The sequence below is a fragment of the Lichenihabitans sp. PAMC28606 genome (assembly GCF_020616535.1).
Classification (GTDB): Bacteria; Pseudomonadota; Alphaproteobacteria; order Rhizobiales; family Beijerinckiaceae; genus Lichenihabitans; species Lichenihabitans psoromatis.
The window spans coordinates 278,309-296,604 of the sequence record NZ_CP085136.1; the positions used below are offsets into that span (position 1 = coordinate 278,309).

An 18,296-nucleotide genomic window follows, 5' to 3' on the forward strand; every position below is an offset into this window, starting at 1 on the left:
TGGTGTAGACGTAACTCGACCAAATGGTTTTAACCGATCGGATGCTCGATGTCCCATGCTGAAGCGCTGCAGCCGACGAGCGAGGCAGCAAGGCCCGGTGGCGACACGTTGGTCAAACGGCATAGCGCCATCGTCCGCTTGACGCATTGGGTCAACGTGCTGTGCTTGACCATGCTGCTGATGAGCGGTCTGCAAATCTTCAACGCGCATCCGTCGCTCGACTTCGGCAAGATCTCGAACTTCGTGGACCCGCCGATCGCCATCGGGGCGGACGAGGCCAATGGCGCGCCGCGCGGGTTCGTGTCGCTTTGGGGTCACAAGTTCAACACCACCGGCGTGCTGGGGTTATCGTCCCTCGATGGCAAGCCGACCGAGCGCGCGTTTCCGGCCTGGCTGACGCTGCCCTCCTATCAAGACCTTGGGACCGGGCGAGCCATTCACTTCGTGTTCGCGTGGCTGTTCGTGCTGAACGGGCTCATCTACCTGATCTATGGGTTCGCGACCCGGCATTTCCGGCGCGACTTCATCCCGACCGGAGAGCAGATGCGGCATTTCGGCGGTGCGATCCGCGACCATATTCGGCTGCGCTTTCCAAAGGGCGAGGAAGCACGGCGCTATAATGCGATCCAGAAGCTCACCTATTTTCTGGTCGTTTTCGTCATGTTGCCCTTGCTGGTTCTTGCCGGCTGGACGATGTCGCCCGGCCTCGACGCGGCTTTTCCGCAATTGCTCGATCTGTTCGGCGGCCGCCAGACGGCGCGTTCAGTCCATTTCTTCGCGGCGTTCGGCCTTGTTCTGTTCGTCATCGTCCACGTCGCGCTGGTGTTGTTATCGGGGGTGTTCAACAACATGCGCTCGATGATCACCGGCTGGTACGACATCGGTCGGGAGCCTGAGTCGCATGCGTAAGATCAACTCGACCCGTCGCGGCATCCTGGCGCGGGGCGCGGCCTTCATCGGCGCAGCGGCCTTGGCGGGATGCGACAAAGTCATCAACTCGGATCAGGCGGCGTCCGCCTTCAAGAGCGTCGACGCGCTGAACCGCAAGGCGCAACAGGCAATCCTGCAGGCCCAGCAGCTTGCACCCGAATATACCGAAGCCGACATCTCGCCGAAATTCTATGCCAACGGCTCAACCGACCCGGACGACCCCGCCTATAAAGCCATGGTGACCGATGGCTTCAAGGATTACCGGCTCCAGGTGACCGGCATGGTCGATACCCCACTGAGCCTCTCGCTCGCGGACCTTCGGGCGATGCCCGCCCGCACCCAGATCACGCGGCATGATTGTGTGGAGGGCTGGAGCTGCATCGGCAAATGGACCGGCGTGCCCCTGAGCCTCGTGCTCGACAAGGCCGGCGTCAAACCGACCGCCAAATATCTCGTCTTCCAGTGTTTCGACACGATGGACGATCCCTCGTCCATGTCGGGGCCGCCGCCTTTCTACGGCAGCATCGACCTGCTCGGCGCCCATCATCCGCAGACGATCCTGGCTTATGACATGAACGGAAAAGCTCTCGAGGTGCCGTTCGGGGCGCCGCTGCGACTGCGGTTAGAGCGCCAGCTCGGCTACAAAATGACCAAATATATTAAAGAGATCCAGTTGGTCGACAGCTTCGCTGAAATTGGACAGGGCAAAGGCGGCTATTGGGAAGACAACGGCTACCAGTGGTACGCCGGAATCTGATGGCTCAGGCGGGCGGCGCGTCGAGATCCAGCCTGAATGGCGCGCCCTCGAAGCAATCTTCCCCGCGGCCGATCGCGGTGATCGCGGCGCTCATACGCCCGGCTCGACCGAGTACCGAATCAGCAAGTGCCACGAGGCTTGCATTGGGGGTTGCGGACGGAGAGGCGGCCCGTAAAGAACGCGCAACCTCACTCTCGTCGCGGTCCGGTGCGAGCGCGCAGACCGCGATATAGGCTGCGGCTGTGGAGCGGCTGACGCCAGCGTAGCAATGGATCAGAAGCGGATCGACACGGTCCCAGGCGGCAAAAAACGCCAGCAGATCGGCGATGTGGCCGGCCTGCGGATGGGTATGGCCCTCCGTGGGCGTCACGATATCCGACACATTGATGACGAGGTGCCGGTCGGCCGCGATGCTCGGGGGCCGCTCCGCCACGACGCCACCGGGCGACAGCAGCGTCAGCAAGCTTTTGGCCTTGGTCGCCATCGCAGTTTCCGGGAGCCTTGCCAGCGAACAGACATAGATCGCGCTCAAACCGGTTCCTTTCGCGAGGACGCCCCGCTCAACATCGTGAACCGATCGAGAAAGACGCGTTCGGCATCCTCTGACCGGGCGGGCGACAAAACCTCTTCGTCAAGCCGCGTCTCCGGGACCTGGATGCCGAAGATGCGATCGGCGTCGGCGCGGTCGAAGCCAGCCAGATCGATGGCCTCGCGATAGGCCGCGATCCGATCGGCTTGCTTGATGAGGTTGACCAAAGCGGGCGGTGAGATCGGCAGGCCGAAACGCGCGTGAATCGCATCGAGAAGCCGATGTTCGATCGATCGATAGGCGTCGCCGAGGACTGCCTTGAACGGGGAGATCAGGTCCCCGATCACATATTCCGGACTATCGTGCAGCAGGGCCGCCAGTCGCTCCGCCGGGGTCGAAAGCGGCGCCAGCCGGGCCATGATGGCTTCGACCATCACGGAATGCTGGGCGACCGAAAAGATATTCGGCCCCTCGGTCTGGCCGTTCCAGCGCGCCACCCGGGCCAAGCCATGGGCGATATCGGCGATGTCGATATCGGATGGGCTCGGGTTTAGGAGATCGAGTTTGCGGCCCGACAGCATGCGTTGCCAGACGCGCGGTTGTGCGGGCTCGACCTCGCCCTCTCGACGTTCGCTTGACGTCACGCTGACTCGGCGAGGCGTGAGAGAGATGCGCGGACGCGGCACTGCAGGCCTTGTGGCTCGAACATCACTGCAACATCGCGGCCGAAGGCGCTTTGCATCGATTGCTCGATGAGCCGCAAGCCGAAGCGCCGCTTTGCCGGAGGCTCGACCGCAAGGCCGTCGGATTCTCGCCATGTGAGTGTGAAGCTTTGGTCTTGCACGGTCGCGTCGAGCCACCACGAGAGATCCACGCGGCCGGCCTCCACTGACCAAGCGCCGTGCCGCTTCGCGTTCGAGGCCAACTCATAGAGAGCCATGGCGAGCGAAAGCGCGGCACTCGCGCCGATCCGCAGCTCTGGGCCATCGATCGTCAGCCGTCGATTTTCTGTGTCGAATGGTTGAAGAACACGCTCCGCCACGGCCCGCAGCGTTACCGTCGTCCAACCCTCGTTCAGGATGACATCATTGGCGCGGGCCAAGGCGATGATGCGGGCCCCGAAGGTCGCAAGGGCCTCTTCCTTGGTGTCAGCGCCGCGCAGGGTCTGGCCCGCAAGGGCCTGAACGACGCTGAGAACGTTCTTGACGCGATGGCCGAGCTCGAAGGTCAAACGGTCTCGCTCGGTCTCACTCGCGGCCCGTTCGATCGCGGCGGCATTGACGAGTGCCTGCAGCCGAGCGATTTCGCCCTGCATCGACTCCCGGCTCAAACTCTGACCATCCTGCATCGAACGTTTCTCATCGTCGTCGCGATAAATTGCATTGTGCACAACGCAATAGACGCTCGCGTGCCCTAGTGCCAGCCCGGACCGTCGAGCGTGAGCGGTGTCGATCCGGCCACGACGGACGTGCCCGCGAGCCTCGCGTCATCGGCTTTGTCGATCCGAAGGAGACCAAGCCCCAGCCCGTCGATCGACGATCCCATGACGCCGATCGAAATCCCGTCCGCCGTGATATCCGACCCGACCATCGGCGGCTCACCGTCGAAACGCACGCCAACGATCCGCTTTCGCGCCGTGCCGCGATGTTGCACGCGGGAGACGACTTCCTGGCCGATGTAGCACCCTTTCTTGAAGTCGACGCCATGCAAACGATCGAGGTTGGCCTCGTGCGGGAAGGTCTCGCCGTAGATGAAGTCGATGCCGCCTTCGGGCACGCCAAGCCGGACACGCTGCTCGCGATAGGCCCAGCGTCCTGAATCATCGCCCAAGTCGGCGAAGCGCGATCGATCGACGATCGCGCGGCGCCAAAGGCCCGGCACACGCGGATCGTCGAACGTCAGCCGGCAATCGCCAGGCAGGGCCGAGGGGTCGCCGGCGACGATCCCGAGCGTTTCGCTCTCGTTTCGGATATCGACCTTGGCGCGCAGTCTGTACATCGTGAGCTTCTTCACGAGATCCACCACCAATGCCTCCGGCACGTCGATGTAGAACCGTGACGCAACCGGGTCGCGATCCGCCACGACGAAGAAGTCCGACGTGATTTTGCCTTGCGGTGTCAGCAGGGCCGCGTAGCGCGCCTCGCCGGGCTTCAGATTGTCGACATCATTGGTGATGAGCCGCTGCAACAGATCGCGTGCATCGGGGCCGACGACCTCCACGATCCCACGGTCACTCAAAACTGCCAGATTGCCACTCATTTTATTTTAGCCGTTCGCATGAAGATCACCGTCCGACCGCAGCCTGTCATCGAAATGAGCCCGCACGTCGACCACCTTGTTGTGTGGCGACGTCGAGTGCCAAATTCCGCTTCTAGGCTGACCCGAAACAGCTTAAATCCCGCCTTCAGCAGATACGACCATGTTGGCCGGACGCAAGGGTGCTTCGGTCAGCCGCGTGAAGGTAGCCCAAACCATGAGCGAGACATTCGACCTGATGCTGCGTGGCGGCACGTTGGTCAATCAGAATGGCGAGTATCGTGGTGATCTCGGCATCCGCAATGGCACAATCGCGGCGATCGGGTCGCTATCGGCCTCGGCGGCAGGCCGTGTCATCGACTGCGCGGGCCTTCACGTGCTTCCGGGCGTCATCGACACGCAGGTGCATTTTCGCGAGCCGGGCGCGACCCACAAGGAAGATCTCGAGAGCGGATCCCGCGCCGCCGTCATGGGCGGTGTCACGGCCGTGTTCGAAATGCCGAATACGACGCCGCTGACCACCGACGAAGCGACGCTGGCCGACAAGGTCCGCCGTGCCCGTCAGCGCATGTTCTGCGATTTTGCGTTCTGGGTCGGCGGCACGCGCGACAATGTCGCGGCCATTCCCGATCTCGAACGGCTTCCCGGCGCAGCCGGCATCAAGGTCTTTATGGGCTCGTCGACGGGGTCGCTGCTGGTCGAGGACGATGCCGGCGTCGCTGCGATTCTGGGAAAAACGCGCCGTCGCGCGGCATTTCACAGCGAGGACGAGTTTCGCCTCCGCGAGCGGCTCGGCGAGCGCGTGCCCGGCGATCCGACCTCGCATCCGGTCTGGCGCGATGCGGTGGCAGCGCTGCGCTGCACGGAGCGGCTCGTTCGCATCGCCCGCGAGGCACGCGCCCGCATTCACGTGCTGCATATCTCGACCGCTGAGGAGATCGCGTTCCTGGCCGATCACAAGGATCTTGCGAGCGCCGAGGTGACCCCGCATCATCTGACGCTGTCGGCCGACGATTATGCGACGCTCGGCACCAAGCTGCAGATGAACCCGCCGGTGCGCGACAAACGTCATCGCGATGCGATCTGGGCCGGTGTCGCGTCGGGGGTTGCCGACATTCTGGGGTCGGATCATGCCCCCCATACGCTTGCCGAGAAGGCAAAGGCTTATCCCGATAGCCCCTCGGGCATGACGGGTGTGCAGACCCTGGTTCCGATCATGCTCGACCATGTTGCGGCCGGACGGCTCAGTCTGCAGCGTTTCGTCGATATGACGAGCGCTGGGCCTGCGCGTTTGTTCAACATCGCGCGGAAGGGCCGCATGGCAGTTGGCTATGATGCGGATCTCACCGTGGTCGATCTGAAGCGGCGGGTCACGATCACGGACGACTGGATCGCGTCCCGCTCGCAATGGACGCCATATCACGGCCGGGACGTTACGGGATGGCCCGTCGGCACCATCGTGCGGGGCCATCAGGTCATGTGGGATGGCGGCATCGAGGACCCTGCGAGCGGCCAGCCGGTGCGGTTTCTCGAAGCGTTGTAACTGACGCAGGCCGGATGCGAATACGCCTCGACCGAGAGCTGATGTCTCTGACATTGGTCACAAATTCGTCGAGGATTGTCATGACCTCGGCTTGCCGGAGTTCATCCGCAAGCGAAACCCTGGCCAACAGGCCAATTCCAACATCCGCCAGAGGGGCTTGGCCGAGGTGGTCGGTGGTACGGGCGTCACCGTCAATTCTGTCCTCCCTGGGCCGACAAATTCGGAAATCATGGGGGGGTGGATGAAGGCGGCCGCAAAGGCGCAAGGCATAACGCGAGAGGACGCCGAGCAGCAGTTCTTGAAAACGGTGCGCCCGACATCGCTGCTCAATCGCTTTGCGACAACCAAAGAAGTCGCAAACCTGACGGGCTATGTCTGCTCGGATCAGGCGTCGGCGACGACAGGCACGTCCTTGCGTGTCGACGGCGGCGTCGTACGAACAATAGCGTAAGGCATGGCTTCTGCGCGGGCATGATGCGGTATCGCGAAGGGCCGCAACCGATCGGTCTTTTCGCGGGGGAGATGACCGCTCACGTCAAGCGCCCGGAGCTTGACGTGCTAGGACTCGGTCCAGAAATAGTGCCAAGTTCCGTCGTCCCCGATCGCGGTTCGGTGGATGAGTGGACCGCCGCCTGCGGCCTTCGCGGTGAGATCCTCGAAGCGGACGCAGCGCCAGAGGCCGATCTGTTGCGAGCGGGGCGGGGCAAACTCGTTTGTGACCGGGAAGATGGGCCAGATGTAGGATGTACTCGGGCCACGCCGTTCCTGCACGTAAGCGGCCGTGAACACCGCACGCATGATCCCGAGCATCTCGCGACCCTGTCGATCGAAGCTTCGGCTCTTCAAGTATTCGACAGGGTCCGCCTCCGGTTTCTGGCCACGACGGAACAGCGGCGGCACCTCGTTCCAACCGAGCGGCACGCGGAGATCGTCGATGTCGCCGCCGCGCACCGTCTCGAGAATGCGAGCCCGCAGAAGCTGCACGGCGCGGGGCAGGGATGCGATCTCGAGCGAAGGAGCGGATCGCGTTATCGGTCGATCGTCGCCCGGCTTTGCCCCGGATCGCGTCACGCATCAACCTTGAATCGTTGCATGGCCCGCTCGAGTGAGCGCGCGCCCTCATCGTAATCGGCCCAAGCGATCGATTTCGATAGCAGGGCCGGCACGGTGCGGATCGTAAATTTGGCCGGGTCGAGCCCCGTTTTGACCTGCGACCACGTCAACGGCATCGATACGGTCGCGCCGGGCCTTGCGCGCGGCGACAAAGGCGCCACCGCCGTCGCGGTCCGGTCGTTCCGCAAATAATCGAGGTAGATCTTTCCCGTCCGCAGCTTCTTGGCCATGTTGACGAGATAGCGATCGGGATGCGCTGCCGCCATGTCGGCGCAAATTCGTCGGCAGAAGTCCTTCGTGGCGGCCCAGTCCGGCCCGGCCTTCCTCGGCATCGTCAGCGGTGTCACGACGTGTAGCCCCTTGCCGCCGGTCGTCTTGCAGAATGACACCAGCCCGAGATCGTCGAGCCTGTCCTTTATGTCACGTGCCGCATGGATGACAGCCTCGAAATCGACCTCCGGCCCTGGGTCGAGATCAAAAATCAATCGACCTGGCACCTCAGGCTGATCCGGCTGACAGTTCCATGGGTGCAATTCGATCGCGCCGGTCTGTGCCAGTGCGACTAAGCCTTCGACTCGATCGACCTGCAGGTAGGGCTTCGTCTCCTCCTTCACGGTCACCAGCGTCAGCAAGCTCGATGTGCCCGGCATCGCATGGCGTTGGAAAAACTCTTGTCCGCCGATCCCATCCGGCGCGCGCACGGCCGAGCATGGGCGACCTTTGACATGCTCGATCATCCACGGCCCGATGGCTTCGACATAGCGGGCGAGGTCGAGCTTGGTGACAGCCTGGCCCGCGCCATCATCGGGCCAGAGCGCCTTATCCGGATGCGTGATGCTGACGCCCATCACCACGGCGTTAGCGGCAGGCCGGTGGCGGGCGGCTGCGGCAGGCGGCGTTGCTTCGCTCCCGGACGGTTTGGCGGCGGTTTTGTTGGGTTTAGTGCCGCGCGTCGGCTGAACGGGCGGCTCCGATAGCGGCGTATCGGCCGGAGCGGGTTTTTCGGCCACGACCTCGGCTGCGGGCTTGTCGTCTCGTAGTCCCTTGAAGGCGGCCTGCCGGATCATGCCGTCGCCGGTCCAGCCCGCATAGTGGATTTCGGCCACGAGGTCGGGCGCGAGCCAATGAATACCCTTGGCGGCTTTGGGAGCGTTGAGGCCGGTAAACGGGTTTTTGGCGGAGGCATTCTGTTCGAGGCGCGGCATCAATTGCGACACCACCGCCTGACCATAGCCGGTTCCGATCCGCCCCACATAGACGAGATGATCGCCCTTATGCACGCCGGCCAGTAACGAACGGAACTTGCCATCCGTATCGGTCCAGCCGCCGATCACAACCTCATGGCCTCCTCGGCATTTGGCCTTGGTCCAACTCTCGGACCGGCCCGACACATAGGCGGCGTCGAGCCGCTTCGAGACGATTCCCTCGAGCGACATGCGACACGCCGCCTTGAGTACCGCGTCGCCGCCGGCCGCGAAATGGTCGACGAACCGCAAGCGGTCGTCGTCATGTGGAGTGTCGGTGAGGATACCCTTCAGGCGGGATTTCCGGATCGACAACGGCTGTCCGCGCAAATCCTCATCGCCCGTCATCAAAAGATCGAAGGCAAAGAAGACGAGCTCATCGGTTTTCCGATCCGAGATAGCAGCCTGCAAAGCCGCAAAGTCTGGCGCTCCCTGATGATCGAGCGCCACGATCTCACCATCGATAATGACGTCAGGCAGCGCTTCTCCGGCCGCGGCGATCGCCTTGAACTTGTCGGTCCAATCCAACCCCTTCCGGGTCCGGAGGACCGCCGTTCCACCCCGCACGTTGAGTTGCACGCGATAGCCATCGAACTTGACCTCGTGGGCCCATCCGGCGTCGCTCGGGGGATGGTCGACCAATCGACAGAGTTGCGGTTCCACGAAACGCGGCCATTCCGGCGCAACCAGCTTCGCTTTCGATGTCGCTGCTTTACTGGACTTCGGCGCTGCCGCTTTGGCGGCTGATGGTTTCCTGGGCTTTTTCCCGGCCTGAGGTGTGGCGTCGTCGGCCGCGCGATTCGACTGCCAAACAGCGTCGGGCTTGGCGGCTTTCGAGGCTTTGGTCATGAACGGCTTCGGTGGTTTGCCGCGGCCTGCCGCGATATCCTCCATCGCGCGGCCGGAGGCGACCGAGGTGTTTTGCGACAGAAGCGCGTCCGCATCGCCCTCATGTGCGGCGTCATCACGATGCTTGATCAGCAACCAGTTTGTCCGCTTGCCCCCCATCCGATCGTGTTTCATGCGGACCAGCACCCACGACCCGTGCAGCTTCTCGCCGTGCAGGGTGAATTTGAGGTCGCCCGACTCCAGCCCCCCCTGGGCCGTCATACCTTCTGGGGTCCATGTACCCCGATCCCACAGCAGGACTGTACCGCCGCCATATTGACCTTTTGGAATCGTGCCTTCGAAATCACCATAGTCGAGCGGATGGTCCTCGACCTCGACAGCGAGGCGCTTGTCGTGCGGGTCGAGCGAGGGGCCGCGCGTGATCGCCCAGGACTTAAAGACGCCGTCGACCTCGAGGCGCAAATCGTAATGCAGCCGCGTGGCATCATGCTTTTGGATAACGAAGCGCAGCGCCTTCGACGGGATGACGGCAGCGGCGCCGGTCGGTTCCGCCGTCTTTTCGAAGTCGCGCTTCGAGGTGTAGGACGCGAGTTTCGTATTCACCGCTCGTCAGCCTCCCGACAGGCGAAGCCAGCGAATGGCTCCGCTTTCGTCTGAGCGACTCAATCGGCGGGACCGCAGGAAGTTGCAGGCCTCGCCGCTCGCACCGTTAGCGTCTCATCAGGCGGCTTGCGACAGGCTCGGATAATCGATGTAGCCGGTCGGTCCGTCCGCATAGAATGTTTCGGGCCGCTGCGGGTTGAGCGGCGCGTCCTGACGGAGACGCTCGACCAGATCCGGATTGGCGATGTAGGCCTTGCCGAACGCGACGGCATCAGCCTCGCCCTTGTCGAGCAGAGCCTGCGCTTCGGCTTTATCGAGCTTCTCGTTGGCGATGTAGACGCCGCCGAACAAAGCCTTGAGCTGCGGGCCGAGGCGATCGTCTCCCGTATGCTCGCGGGCGCAGATGAACGCGATCTTCCGGCGGCCGAGTTCGCGAGCCACGTAGCCGAAGGTCTCCAGCGGCGTCGAATCGCCCATGTCATGCGCGTCACGGCGCGGGGCGAGATGCATCCCGACGCGGCCGGCGCCCCAAACGTCGATACAGGCGTCCGCGACCTCGAGCATCAGGCGGGCGCGGTTCTCGATCGAGCCGCCGAAGCGGTCGGTCCGCTGGTTTGTTTTGTCCTGCAGAAACTGGTCGAGCAGATAGCCGTTCGCGCCATGCACCTCGACGCCGTCGAAGCCGGCCCGCTTGGCATTTTCGGCGCCATGGCGATAGTCAGCGACGACACGCGCGAGTTCATCCGTCTCCAGCGCGCGAGGCGTCACGAAATTCTTCTCCGGACGAACCAGGCTCACGTGGCCCGCAGGTGCGATCGCGCTGGGCGCAACAGGGGTCGCGCCGTCGAGATAGACAGGATCCGAGATGCGGCCGACGTGCCAAAGCTGGAGCACGATGCGGCCGCCCGCCTTGTGGACCGCCTCTGTAATGATCTTCCAACCCTCGACCTGGGCATCCGACCAGATGCCGGGAGTGTTCGGGTAGCCGACGCCCTCGGCCGTTACGCTCGTGGCTTCGGTCAGGATCAGTCCAGCAGTCGAGCGCTGGACATAATATTCGGCCATCATTGCATTCGGTACGCGGCCGGCGCTCGCGCGGCAACGGGTCAGCGGCGCCATGATAATGCGATTCGGCAAGGTCAGGTCACCGACGACCAGCGGATCGAAGAGAGTTGGCATGTGATGATGTCCATTGTTCTTGGAGCGGCGCCACGGATCGGCAAAGCCTGAACCGCGTGACGTCTCGGATTATGTACCGAACGTTATGCACGACTGCAATCGTGTCAAGCGCCGGATCGCGGATCCCGAGACTTGGTCCCCGATCCCGAGACTTGGTCCCCGATCCGAGACTTGGGGTGGTGGTCGCGTTACTGGCGGGTCACGATGGAGAATTCACCCTGCCGAATTCGCTCGGGTAACCGTTCAGCGAATGTCGCGGCTGCGTCCTCGCCGTAGATGTCGACCAGCGTCTGAAAGGCCGTGAAGAGGGCGGCTTGCACGAAGCAATCCTCCTCGATGCCATCCAGCGTCGCCTCTGCGAAGGCTTCGGCCACATAAGCAAGCGCCAAGCGGCGATCGTCAGCAGCGTCGAATCGGTCTTGCGAAACAGTCGTGTCAGTCAACATACAGAGGTTTTACCGTGCCGACGCGCAAGTGCATATCCCGATTACTACGAAAGGGTTAACATGCCTAGTGAAATGCAGTTTTTCTATTCACCACCGAAACGGATCGACAGATCGCGCGCGAGTCGCTCGCCTTCCTGCAAGGATCGGTCGACGACGGCCTGAGCGGCCGGCGTGCACGTCCGATAGGTGACCTGATAGCCGCGATAGCCGCGATTGTAGCTGCCGGCGAGCCGCTCCTTCCGCAACCCCGTCTTCGACTCGGCGTCAAGAAGGCTCTCCATTTTGTCGTGCCAGGTTGCACCATCGCCTTGCCCGCACAGCGTCTGCATAAACGCCAGTGTGCCCATCAGCTCGGCCAAGCGATCGAGTTGCGCCTCGTAAGGCGGGGGTCCCGCCGGCTCGCGTGGAACCACGCCACGTTGCGGTGCTGGCGGGGGAAGCGGCGGTGGCGCCGTTTCGGCGCAGGCCCAGTTCAGCCCTGTTGTTGATGCGATCAGCAGTGCCGCAAAGAACGGACCAAGGACCGTCTTGCGCCGGTCAGTCCCCCGCATGTCGGCTCGCGATGGCCTGCTCCAGCAAAGGCTTCAGGCCAGGGGTGAGAGGCAGGGTCTCGAGATCGGCGAGGTTGGCCCAGACGATCGTGCGCGTCTCGTCACTAGCGACGCCCTCTCCGGAGACCCACTCACCAATGAAGGAGGCGACCACGAAATGCCGTTCGACGCGGCCCGCATTGTCGCGGGCGAGGACTTCGACATGGCCGTTGAAGCCCGTGATCCGAGCCGTGACTCCGGTTTCCTCGGTCAGTTCGCGAAGGGCCGCTTCTTCAAGCGTCTCACCGAGCTCGACGAGACCTCCCGGGAGCGAATAGGATCCGGCACCCGGTGGTTTCACGCGCTCGCCGAGCAGCACCCGCCCATTGCGAAAGACCGCCACGCTCGCGGCGATGATCGGTCTGGCCGGGTAGGAACGCGAGGGATCGAGCGGCACCGGGCCGGTCGATGTCATATGTGCTGGCCGCCATCGATGTGGATTTCGGCCCCATGCACGTAGCTCGATTGTTCGGTGCAAAGAAAGTAGATGGCCTTGGCGACCTCTTCGGGTTTGCCCAGCCGCCTGAGCGGAAGATGCTCGATGATCTTGTCGGTCCCAGGCGACAGGATCGCGGTATCGATCTCACCTGGGGAAATAGCGTTGACCCGGATCCCGAGGGGGCCGAAGTCGGACGCCATTTCGCGCGTCAAGGCCGCAAGCGCCGCCTTCGACGTGCCATAGGCGGCACCGGCGAAGGGATGGACACGAGAGCCGGCGATCGATGTCACGTTGACGACCGACCCCTGCGCTTTTTCGAGTTCCTTAATCAAACCGCGAGCCAGCATGACGGGGGCGAAGAAATTGACCTGAAAGACCTTTTGCCAATCGAGCAGGTTGGTCTCGATTGCGCCCATGCGCCCCCCGCCGCTGAGCTTCGGCGAGATGGCGGCATTGTTGACGAGGGCGTCGAGCCGTCCCTCCTGTAAGCGCTGACGCACCTCCTCGATCGCGGTCGCGGTGCTGTCCGCATCCGCAAGATCGACCTGCAAATGGTCTTCCGGGCCCATTTCCCACGGACAATCCTCTGGAAACGCATGACGCGAGCAGGTGATCACGCGCCATCCTGCCGACGAGAATCGTTTGACCGTCGCATGGCCGATGCCGCGCGACGCGCCGGTCAGCAGCATGGTCCGCCGCGGGCCGTTGGACTGAGTTTGATACATCGTCATCGTTGACCGCCGCGTGTCGGATGGGAGAGCCCGCTCTGGGGTCGGTGCCATGCTGCGACCGTTACCGATTGCAGCGGGCTCGTGTTGCGGGTCTTATGCCAGCCCGCCCGCGTGGCGACTAGCCTTCGACCGATCTCAGGGTTGAAGCCGCAGCTTGGTCCAATTCGCCCGATCGTCGGCGCGGGAAAAAACGATGCGATCGTGCAGTCGGGATGCGCGATCCTGCCAAAATTCCATCGACGAGGCGATCACACGATAGCCCTTCCAATAATCGGGGCGCGGCACGTCTTTGCCCTCGAACTCGCGATCGAGATCCTCGACGCGCTTCTCGAGGGTGGAGCGTGCGTCCAGCGGTCGCGATTGCTGGCTCGCCCAAGCGCCGATCCGGCTCCCGCGGTGCCGGCTGGCAAAATACGCGTCCGCCTCGTCCTTCGTGACGGCTTCGACCCGTCCTCTGACCCGGATTTGCCGGTTCAGCGATTTCCAATACAGCACAAAGGCGGCCTTCGGATTGGCGGCGAGTTCCTCACCCTTCTGGCTTTCCGAATTCGTATAGAAGACGAAACCTCGGTCGTCATACCCCTTCAGCAGAACCAGACGAACGTCCGGCAAGCCCTGCTGATCGACCGTGGCGAGCGCGATCGCATTCGGGTCGCGCGGCTCGCTTGCGACCGCCTCGCCTAACCAATCCTTGAAAAGGCCCATCGGGTCGTCGCGCAGCGTGAAGTCACCAGCAATTAACGGTTCCAAGTTACCGTCCCTTCATGTTGTTGCGGAAAAGCGGATCGCACTCGTGAACGTCAGGCAGCCAATCTCGAACGCGAAAGCCTCGGCGATGTCGGCCGTTCGGATCGATCCGAGCGCCGCAGGCCGTGATTTTGCGTCCCGCGCCATCCTCCGGCTTCTTATGTGCAGCGGCATCGGCATTTGCGCCAGTGCCTGCTCGGTTTCATTTCCGATCGGTGGGTTCATGGCAGACCAGAGCCCAACCGGATCGATTAATCGGTCCACCGTCGTTTTGTCCAAGGAACTCGACGGCGAGGATTGGCGCCGTGCGAAAGCCGCGCTTGCGGTCGCGCTCGACCCACAAGGAAATGGCGCGAGCGTCGCGTGGGACAATCCTCGATCGGGCGCGAAAGGCAGCTTCGTCGCGACCGCAGCACCCTTTTCCAAGAACGATAAAATCTGCCGGTCGTTCAAGGCACATGTGGTGCCTGATCCACATGCCGATCGACATATCGAGGGGTCGGCTTGCCGTGGTCCCGATGGCGATTGGACCGTGGCGGATGCCCGCGAGGAAAAGCAAGCCAAAGCCTGAACCGGCGCAAAGCCTCGCCAACCCTGATCTTTTTGTAAATGGCGTGCCGCTTCGCCTGTCGTGATGCTTGCCCTTCGGCGGCAGAGCGCCCATTTTGCCACCGACAGAGACATGCGCTTCGTGCCGCTTGGGCGAGCGCGATCAGCAGGCCAGATGATGCGTAATCCATATGAAGTGTTGGGCGTCCCAAAGACGGCGGACGCTGCGGAGATCAAGAAGGCGTTTCACAAGCTCGCCAAAAAACATCATCCCGATCAGAACAAGGATCCGAAAGCGCAGGAGCGTTTTTCCGAAGCTAATTCGGCCAATGAGATCTTGGGCGACGAGACCAAGCGAGCGGCCTTCGATCGGGGCGAGATCGATGCGGACGGCAAGCCGCGCTACCAGAGTTTCGACGGATTCGGGGCTGGTGGCGGCGCTGGCGGCCGGGCAGGTCAGCAAGCTTACGAATATCAGGATTTCGGCGGTGGCGGATCTCCATTTCGTGGCTTCAAGGGCGCCCAGGGCGGGATCGATCCGACCGACTTCTTCTCCGACCTTTTCGGCGGTGGTGCAGCGCGCGGCGCGGCCGGTGGTGCTTCGGCTGCGAAAGGCGAGGACGTTTCGGGCACCGTGACGGTGTCGCTCAACGAGGCGGTGGAGGGCGCGCAAGCCCGTGTCAGTCTTCCGAGCGGGCGCATGCTCGACATAAAAATCCCGGCCGGGATCGAAGATGGCAAGCAGATCAGGCTGAAAGGGCAGGGCATGCCGGGTCGCGGCGTGCCGGGGGACGCGTTGATCACGGTGAAGATCGCCAAACATAAGTTCTTCGAGGTCGATGGACGCGACTTGCGGCTCGATCTGCCGATCACGCTTTATGAGGCGGTGTTGGGCGGGAAGGTCAATGTGCCGACGCTCGGTGGGGCCGTCGAACTCACTTTGCCGCCCGGCGCTCGCGCCGGCAAGACGCTCCGGCTGCGGGCCAAGGGTTTGCCGGCCACAGGATCGCTGCCGGCTGGCGATCTTCTGGTGACGCCACGCATCGTGCTTCCGGCCGAGCAGGACCCGGAGCTGATCGCAGCGGCGGAGCAGCTCCGTGATCATCATCCCTATACCCCGCGAAGCATGTTCGACTGAGGTCTGACACGCCGAACGCCAACAGACCGGCGGGCGTCAGTCGCTCGCCGGCATTTTGATGCTGGCCTTCAGCCGATCGATGTTTTTCGACAGCCAAGCCGAATCCTTGTTGACCGAGAGAACCAGCCCGATCGGCCCCTCGATCCAAGCCGCGCTGGATTCGCCGTTGCCGGCCGTGACGATCATGCTGGTTTTTGGCGCAGTATCGGTCCGGGCGACATAGAAGCCGAGCCGCTCGCCGGCCTCGTTTTCAAAGACGAAATAGGCGCCCGGCCCAGGGTCGCCGGGAGCAAGGCGTCCGCCGAGCAGCGACCATCCCTCGCTGCGAAGATCAGGCGCGTGAACCGCAATCGACAGGCGGCGCTGAAACCAACTGTCCAACTGCGCCTGTTGCGCCGATGCGATTTCCACGGGTCGCAGCGGATCAATCGCATAGGTCCGATAAGCGTCGGCCGCCCGGTCGATTAATCGATGGATTGGATCATGGGCTTCGGGCGGTCGCACCTCAGCCTGATGTCCCTCGAAGAACCGCCTCGGCATGACATCGCGCGAGACGAAATAGCCCATGGTGATCGCGGCCGCGAGCGCCAGAGCCGCCACGCGGACGTCCTTCAATCTGTGACGGCGCGGCTTGGCGGGTAGCGCAAGGTGGACGACGGGTTTTGCCCTGAGCGGCGCCGTCGTCTCGATCGGTGCGAGCGCTTCGTCGCGCTCCGGGGTCATATGGTCGAGCCGCAACCAGAGCGGAACCGTCTCATGAGCAATGCCCGAGAAAGCCGCCTGAATGACATCATTCTGGCGGCTCCAATGTTCGATGCGCTCGGCCTGCTCGGGATCATCGCTCAAATGGGCCAGAAAGGCAGCCCGGCGTTCCTCGTCCAAGCGGTGATCGACGAAGCGGAGGGCGTCGATGTCGCCAAAGACACGTTGCATACGCTTCACGGTGCGGCAGCCTTACGATTTGACAAGGCGAAGATGCGTCGAGCGCTGCCGCCTCTCTGCCTTCTCGGCTGTGGCCTGCGTCGAGGACCAGAGCGTTTCTCCGAGTTGCTCGCGGGCATGCACCAAGCGGGTCACGAAGGTTCCGGTCGGAATGCCGATGATCTGCGCGGCTTGCGGGTAATCGAAACGCCCAAGAACCACCAGAAGCAGGGCCTCCCGATGTCCGAGAGATAACAGGTCGAGGGCGCGACCGGGGGATCCCCCTGTGCTATGAGGCAGCAGATCCGTCTGCGACATCTGGTGCGTCGCTTGTCCGTGGGCCTGCTGGTCCGACGAGCCTAGACCAGTTGGTGATAACCGCCGTTCACCCAGACACGCGCGCGCCCGAAGCCGATTGGCGGCCGTCACACGCGTGAAAAGCTTGATCGCCACATCCTCGCCAGCCCAATGGCGTTCGCTTCGCAAGGCATGAGACAAAGCGTCGTGGACGAGATCGTCGGCCGCGTCCTGGCGGTGATCGGTCACAAGCGCGCGTGCATATTGGCGAAGCCGAGGGATCAGCTTTTCGACGTCTCCACGATAGGAGTGCCTCGTCGCGTTCACCGTCTTCCCCGCCGCCAATTCATGACCCCATCCTTTAATTCAATGTTAGGACAAACAAGGAGTCTTGCCTACGGTTCTTCAAGCCGCCACGATGGATTATCACCGGATTGCCGGTACCTAAAACGACGCAGATGTGCCGATCGAAACGACCGAATGCTGTTTGTTCGGTCCCGGTCTTTTCAGATCGATGTCGGTTGAGTTATGAGCGGCGGATGGTTTGGCGAGGGCGAATGCAAGCGGTTCGAGGTCGGGTAGCACATGTCTGAAGCAACAAGCGCCTCCAAGCCGTCGGTCGGGCGGGGGATTCTGGCCGGCAAACGCGGTCTGGTGATGGGCGTCGCGAATAATCGGTCGATCGCCTGGGGGATCGCAAAGGCGGCCCATGAGGCGGGTGCGGAACTCGCCTTTACGTTCCAGGGCGACGCGCTGGAAAAACGGGTGCGGCCGTTGGCACGCGAAATCTCCGCCGAGGTGGTCGGCCACTGCGACGTCACCGACAGCGCCTCGATCGATGCGGTTTTTGCAGAGGTCGAGCGCTTGTGGGGCAAGCTCGACTTTCTGGTTCATTGCATCGCGTTTTCGGACAAGGACGAGCTCACCGGGCGTTATGTCGACACGACAGCCGAAAACTTTTCCAAGTCGCTGCTGATCTCCTGCTACTCGTTTACGGCGGTGGCGCAACGTGCCGAGAAGCTGATGACCGACGGCGGTTCGATGCTGACACTCACCTATTACGGCGCCGAAAAGTGGATGCCGCATTACAACGTGATGGGTGTTGCCAAAGCGGCTCTCGAAGCGAGCGTGCGCTATATGGCGGCCGATCTCGGGGCGCAAAATATTCGCGTTAACGCCATTTCGGCCGGCCCGATCAAGACACTGGCGGCCTCCGGCATCGGCGACTTCCGCTACATTCTGAAATGGAACGAATATAACGCGCCGTTGCGCCGCACCGTGACGATCGAGGAGGTGGGCGAAAGCGCCGCCTTCCTGCTGTCACCTCTATCACGCGGAGTGACGGGCGAGATTCTGCATGTGGACGCCGGCTATCATGTCGTCGGCATGAAGAACCCGTCGGCTCCGGATATCTCGGTCGTCGGCAAAGAGTGAC

At 62.8% G+C, this 18,296-nt stretch carries 22 protein-coding genes; 7 read left to right on the forward strand and 15 right to left on the reverse strand.

What is annotated here, in order from left to right; all coding sequences use genetic code 11:
* Nucleotides 1-48 precede the first annotated feature (48 nt).
* Both LGH83_RS01285 and LGH83_RS01290 read left to right on the forward strand, forming a co-directional pair.
* Nucleotides 49-909 carry a cytochrome b/b6 domain-containing protein gene (locus LGH83_RS01285; RefSeq protein ID WP_227400309.1) on the forward strand — a complete coding sequence of 287 codons (861 nt, stop codon included), beginning with the start codon at nucleotides 49-51 and terminating at the stop codon, nucleotides 907-909.
* Nucleotides 902-1,687 carry a molybdopterin-binding protein gene (locus LGH83_RS01290; protein WP_227400310.1) on the forward strand — a complete coding sequence of 262 codons (786 nt, stop codon included), beginning with the start codon at nucleotides 902-904 and terminating at the stop codon, nucleotides 1,685-1,687. Before LGH83_RS01285 ends, LGH83_RS01290 begins: the two co-directional genes overlap by 8 nt.
* Before the next feature lie 4 nt (nucleotides 1,688-1,691).
* Here the strand turns inward: LGH83_RS01290 and LGH83_RS01295 are convergent, their stop codons facing one another.
* The 4 genes from LGH83_RS01295 to LGH83_RS01310 form a co-directional block, all read right to left on the reverse strand.
* Nucleotides 1,692-2,219: a tyrosine phosphatase family protein gene (locus LGH83_RS01295; RefSeq protein ID WP_227400311.1), complete on the reverse strand. Its 528-nt coding sequence runs from the start codon at nucleotides 2,217-2,219 to the stop codon at nucleotides 1,692-1,694.
* The gene (locus tag LGH83_RS01300; protein WP_413771086.1) at nucleotides 2,216-2,860 is read right to left on the reverse strand and encodes a hydrolase; all 645 of its coding nucleotides are present in this window, start codon (nucleotides 2,858-2,860) and stop codon (nucleotides 2,216-2,218) included. The genes LGH83_RS01295 and LGH83_RS01300 overlap by 4 nt, the downstream gene beginning before the upstream one ends.
* Nucleotides 2,857-3,546, reverse strand: coding sequence for an HWE histidine kinase domain-containing protein (locus tag LGH83_RS01305; protein WP_227400312.1), 690 nt, complete (start codon nucleotides 3,544-3,546; stop codon nucleotides 2,857-2,859). Before LGH83_RS01305 ends, LGH83_RS01300 begins: the two co-directional genes overlap by 4 nt.
* A gap of 83 nt (nucleotides 3,547-3,629) precedes the next feature.
* Nucleotides 3,630-4,475 (reverse strand): YgfZ/GcvT domain-containing protein, encoded by an 846-nt coding sequence (locus LGH83_RS01310; RefSeq protein ID WP_227400313.1) that lies wholly within the window; start codon nucleotides 4,473-4,475, stop codon nucleotides 3,630-3,632.
* 214 nt (nucleotides 4,476-4,689) lie between these two features.
* On the opposite strand from LGH83_RS01310, the gene LGH83_RS01315 reads away from it, so the two are divergent.
* Both LGH83_RS01315 and LGH83_RS01320 read left to right on the forward strand, forming a co-directional pair.
* Entirely contained in the window at nucleotides 4,690-6,015 is a 1,326-nt protein-coding gene (locus LGH83_RS01315) for a dihydroorotase (RefSeq protein WP_227400314.1), read from the forward strand.
* 166 nt (nucleotides 6,016-6,181) lie between these two features.
* On the forward strand, nucleotides 6,182-6,466 hold the full coding sequence (locus tag LGH83_RS01320) for an SDR family oxidoreductase (RefSeq protein WP_227401681.1): 285 nt from the start codon (nucleotides 6,182-6,184) through the stop codon (nucleotides 6,464-6,466).
* A gap of 107 nt (nucleotides 6,467-6,573) precedes the next feature.
* Here LGH83_RS01320 and LGH83_RS01325 read toward each other — a convergent pair whose 3' ends face one another.
* The 9 genes from LGH83_RS01325 to LGH83_RS19905 form a co-directional block, all read right to left on the reverse strand.
* Entirely contained in the window at nucleotides 6,574-7,086 is a 513-nt protein-coding gene (locus LGH83_RS01325) for a hypothetical protein (RefSeq protein WP_227400315.1), read from the reverse strand.
* Nucleotides 7,083-9,824, reverse strand: a complete 2,742-nt coding sequence (gene ligD / locus LGH83_RS01330; protein WP_227400316.1) for a DNA ligase D — start codon at nucleotides 9,822-9,824, stop codon at nucleotides 7,083-7,085. The genes LGH83_RS01325 and ligD overlap by 4 nt, the downstream gene beginning before the upstream one ends.
* A 117-nt stretch (nucleotides 9,825-9,941) precedes the next feature.
* A complete protein-coding gene (locus LGH83_RS01335; protein ID WP_227400317.1) occupies nucleotides 9,942-11,003 on the reverse strand; it encodes an alkene reductase in 1,062 nt (353 codons plus the stop codon).
* Between the two features lie 188 nt (nucleotides 11,004-11,191).
* Nucleotides 11,192-11,392, reverse strand: a complete 201-nt coding sequence (locus LGH83_RS01340) for a hypothetical protein (protein WP_413771087.1) — start codon at nucleotides 11,390-11,392, stop codon at nucleotides 11,192-11,194.
* Between the two features lie 140 nt (nucleotides 11,393-11,532).
* Nucleotides 11,533-12,000, reverse strand: a complete 468-nt coding sequence (locus tag LGH83_RS01345) for a TIGR02301 family protein (RefSeq protein ID WP_227400318.1) — start codon at nucleotides 11,998-12,000, stop codon at nucleotides 11,533-11,535.
* On the reverse strand, nucleotides 11,987-12,454 hold the full coding sequence (locus LGH83_RS01350; protein ID WP_227400319.1) for an NUDIX hydrolase: 468 nt from the start codon (nucleotides 12,452-12,454) through the stop codon (nucleotides 11,987-11,989). The genes LGH83_RS01345 and LGH83_RS01350 overlap by 14 nt, the downstream gene beginning before the upstream one ends.
* Nucleotides 12,451-13,203 (reverse strand): SDR family NAD(P)-dependent oxidoreductase, encoded by a 753-nt coding sequence (locus LGH83_RS01355; protein ID WP_227400320.1) that lies wholly within the window; start codon nucleotides 13,201-13,203, stop codon nucleotides 12,451-12,453. Before LGH83_RS01355 ends, LGH83_RS01350 begins: the two co-directional genes overlap by 4 nt.
* Before the next feature lie 141 nt (nucleotides 13,204-13,344).
* Nucleotides 13,345-13,914, reverse strand: coding sequence for a pyridoxamine 5'-phosphate oxidase (pdxH, locus tag LGH83_RS01360; RefSeq protein ID WP_413771137.1), 570 nt, complete (start codon nucleotides 13,912-13,914; stop codon nucleotides 13,345-13,347).
* 57 nt (nucleotides 13,915-13,971) lie between these two features.
* Nucleotides 13,972-14,103, reverse strand: a complete 132-nt coding sequence (locus LGH83_RS19905) for a hypothetical protein (protein ID WP_264479126.1) — start codon at nucleotides 14,101-14,103, stop codon at nucleotides 13,972-13,974.
* A gap of 76 nt (nucleotides 14,104-14,179) precedes the next feature.
* Between LGH83_RS19905 and LGH83_RS01365 the strand changes: the two genes are divergently transcribed.
* Both LGH83_RS01365 and LGH83_RS01370 read left to right on the forward strand, forming a co-directional pair.
* Nucleotides 14,180-14,527 (forward strand): RT0821/Lpp0805 family surface protein, encoded by a 348-nt coding sequence (locus LGH83_RS01365; protein ID WP_227400322.1) that lies wholly within the window; start codon nucleotides 14,180-14,182, stop codon nucleotides 14,525-14,527.
* 156 nt (nucleotides 14,528-14,683) lie between these two features.
* A complete protein-coding gene (locus tag LGH83_RS01370; protein ID WP_227401682.1) occupies nucleotides 14,684-15,643 on the forward strand; it encodes a DnaJ C-terminal domain-containing protein in 960 nt (319 codons plus the stop codon).
* Between the two features lie 36 nt (nucleotides 15,644-15,679).
* Here LGH83_RS01370 and LGH83_RS01375 read toward each other — a convergent pair whose 3' ends face one another.
* Both LGH83_RS01375 and LGH83_RS01380 read right to left on the reverse strand, forming a co-directional pair.
* A complete protein-coding gene (locus LGH83_RS01375; RefSeq protein ID WP_227400323.1) occupies nucleotides 15,680-16,576 on the reverse strand; it encodes a hypothetical protein in 897 nt (298 codons plus the stop codon).
* A gap of 21 nt (nucleotides 16,577-16,597) precedes the next feature.
* The gene (locus tag LGH83_RS01380) at nucleotides 16,598-17,188 is read right to left on the reverse strand and encodes an RNA polymerase subunit sigma-70 (RefSeq protein ID WP_227400324.1); all 591 of its coding nucleotides are present in this window, start codon (nucleotides 17,186-17,188) and stop codon (nucleotides 16,598-16,600) included.
* Nucleotides 17,189-17,446: 258 nt separating this feature from the next.
* Between LGH83_RS01380 and fabI the strand changes: the two genes are divergently transcribed.
* The gene (gene fabI, locus LGH83_RS01385; protein WP_227400325.1) at nucleotides 17,447-18,295 is read left to right on the forward strand and encodes an enoyl-ACP reductase FabI; all 849 of its coding nucleotides are present in this window, start codon (nucleotides 17,447-17,449) and stop codon (nucleotides 18,293-18,295) included.
* Nucleotide 18,296 lies beyond the last annotated feature (1 nt).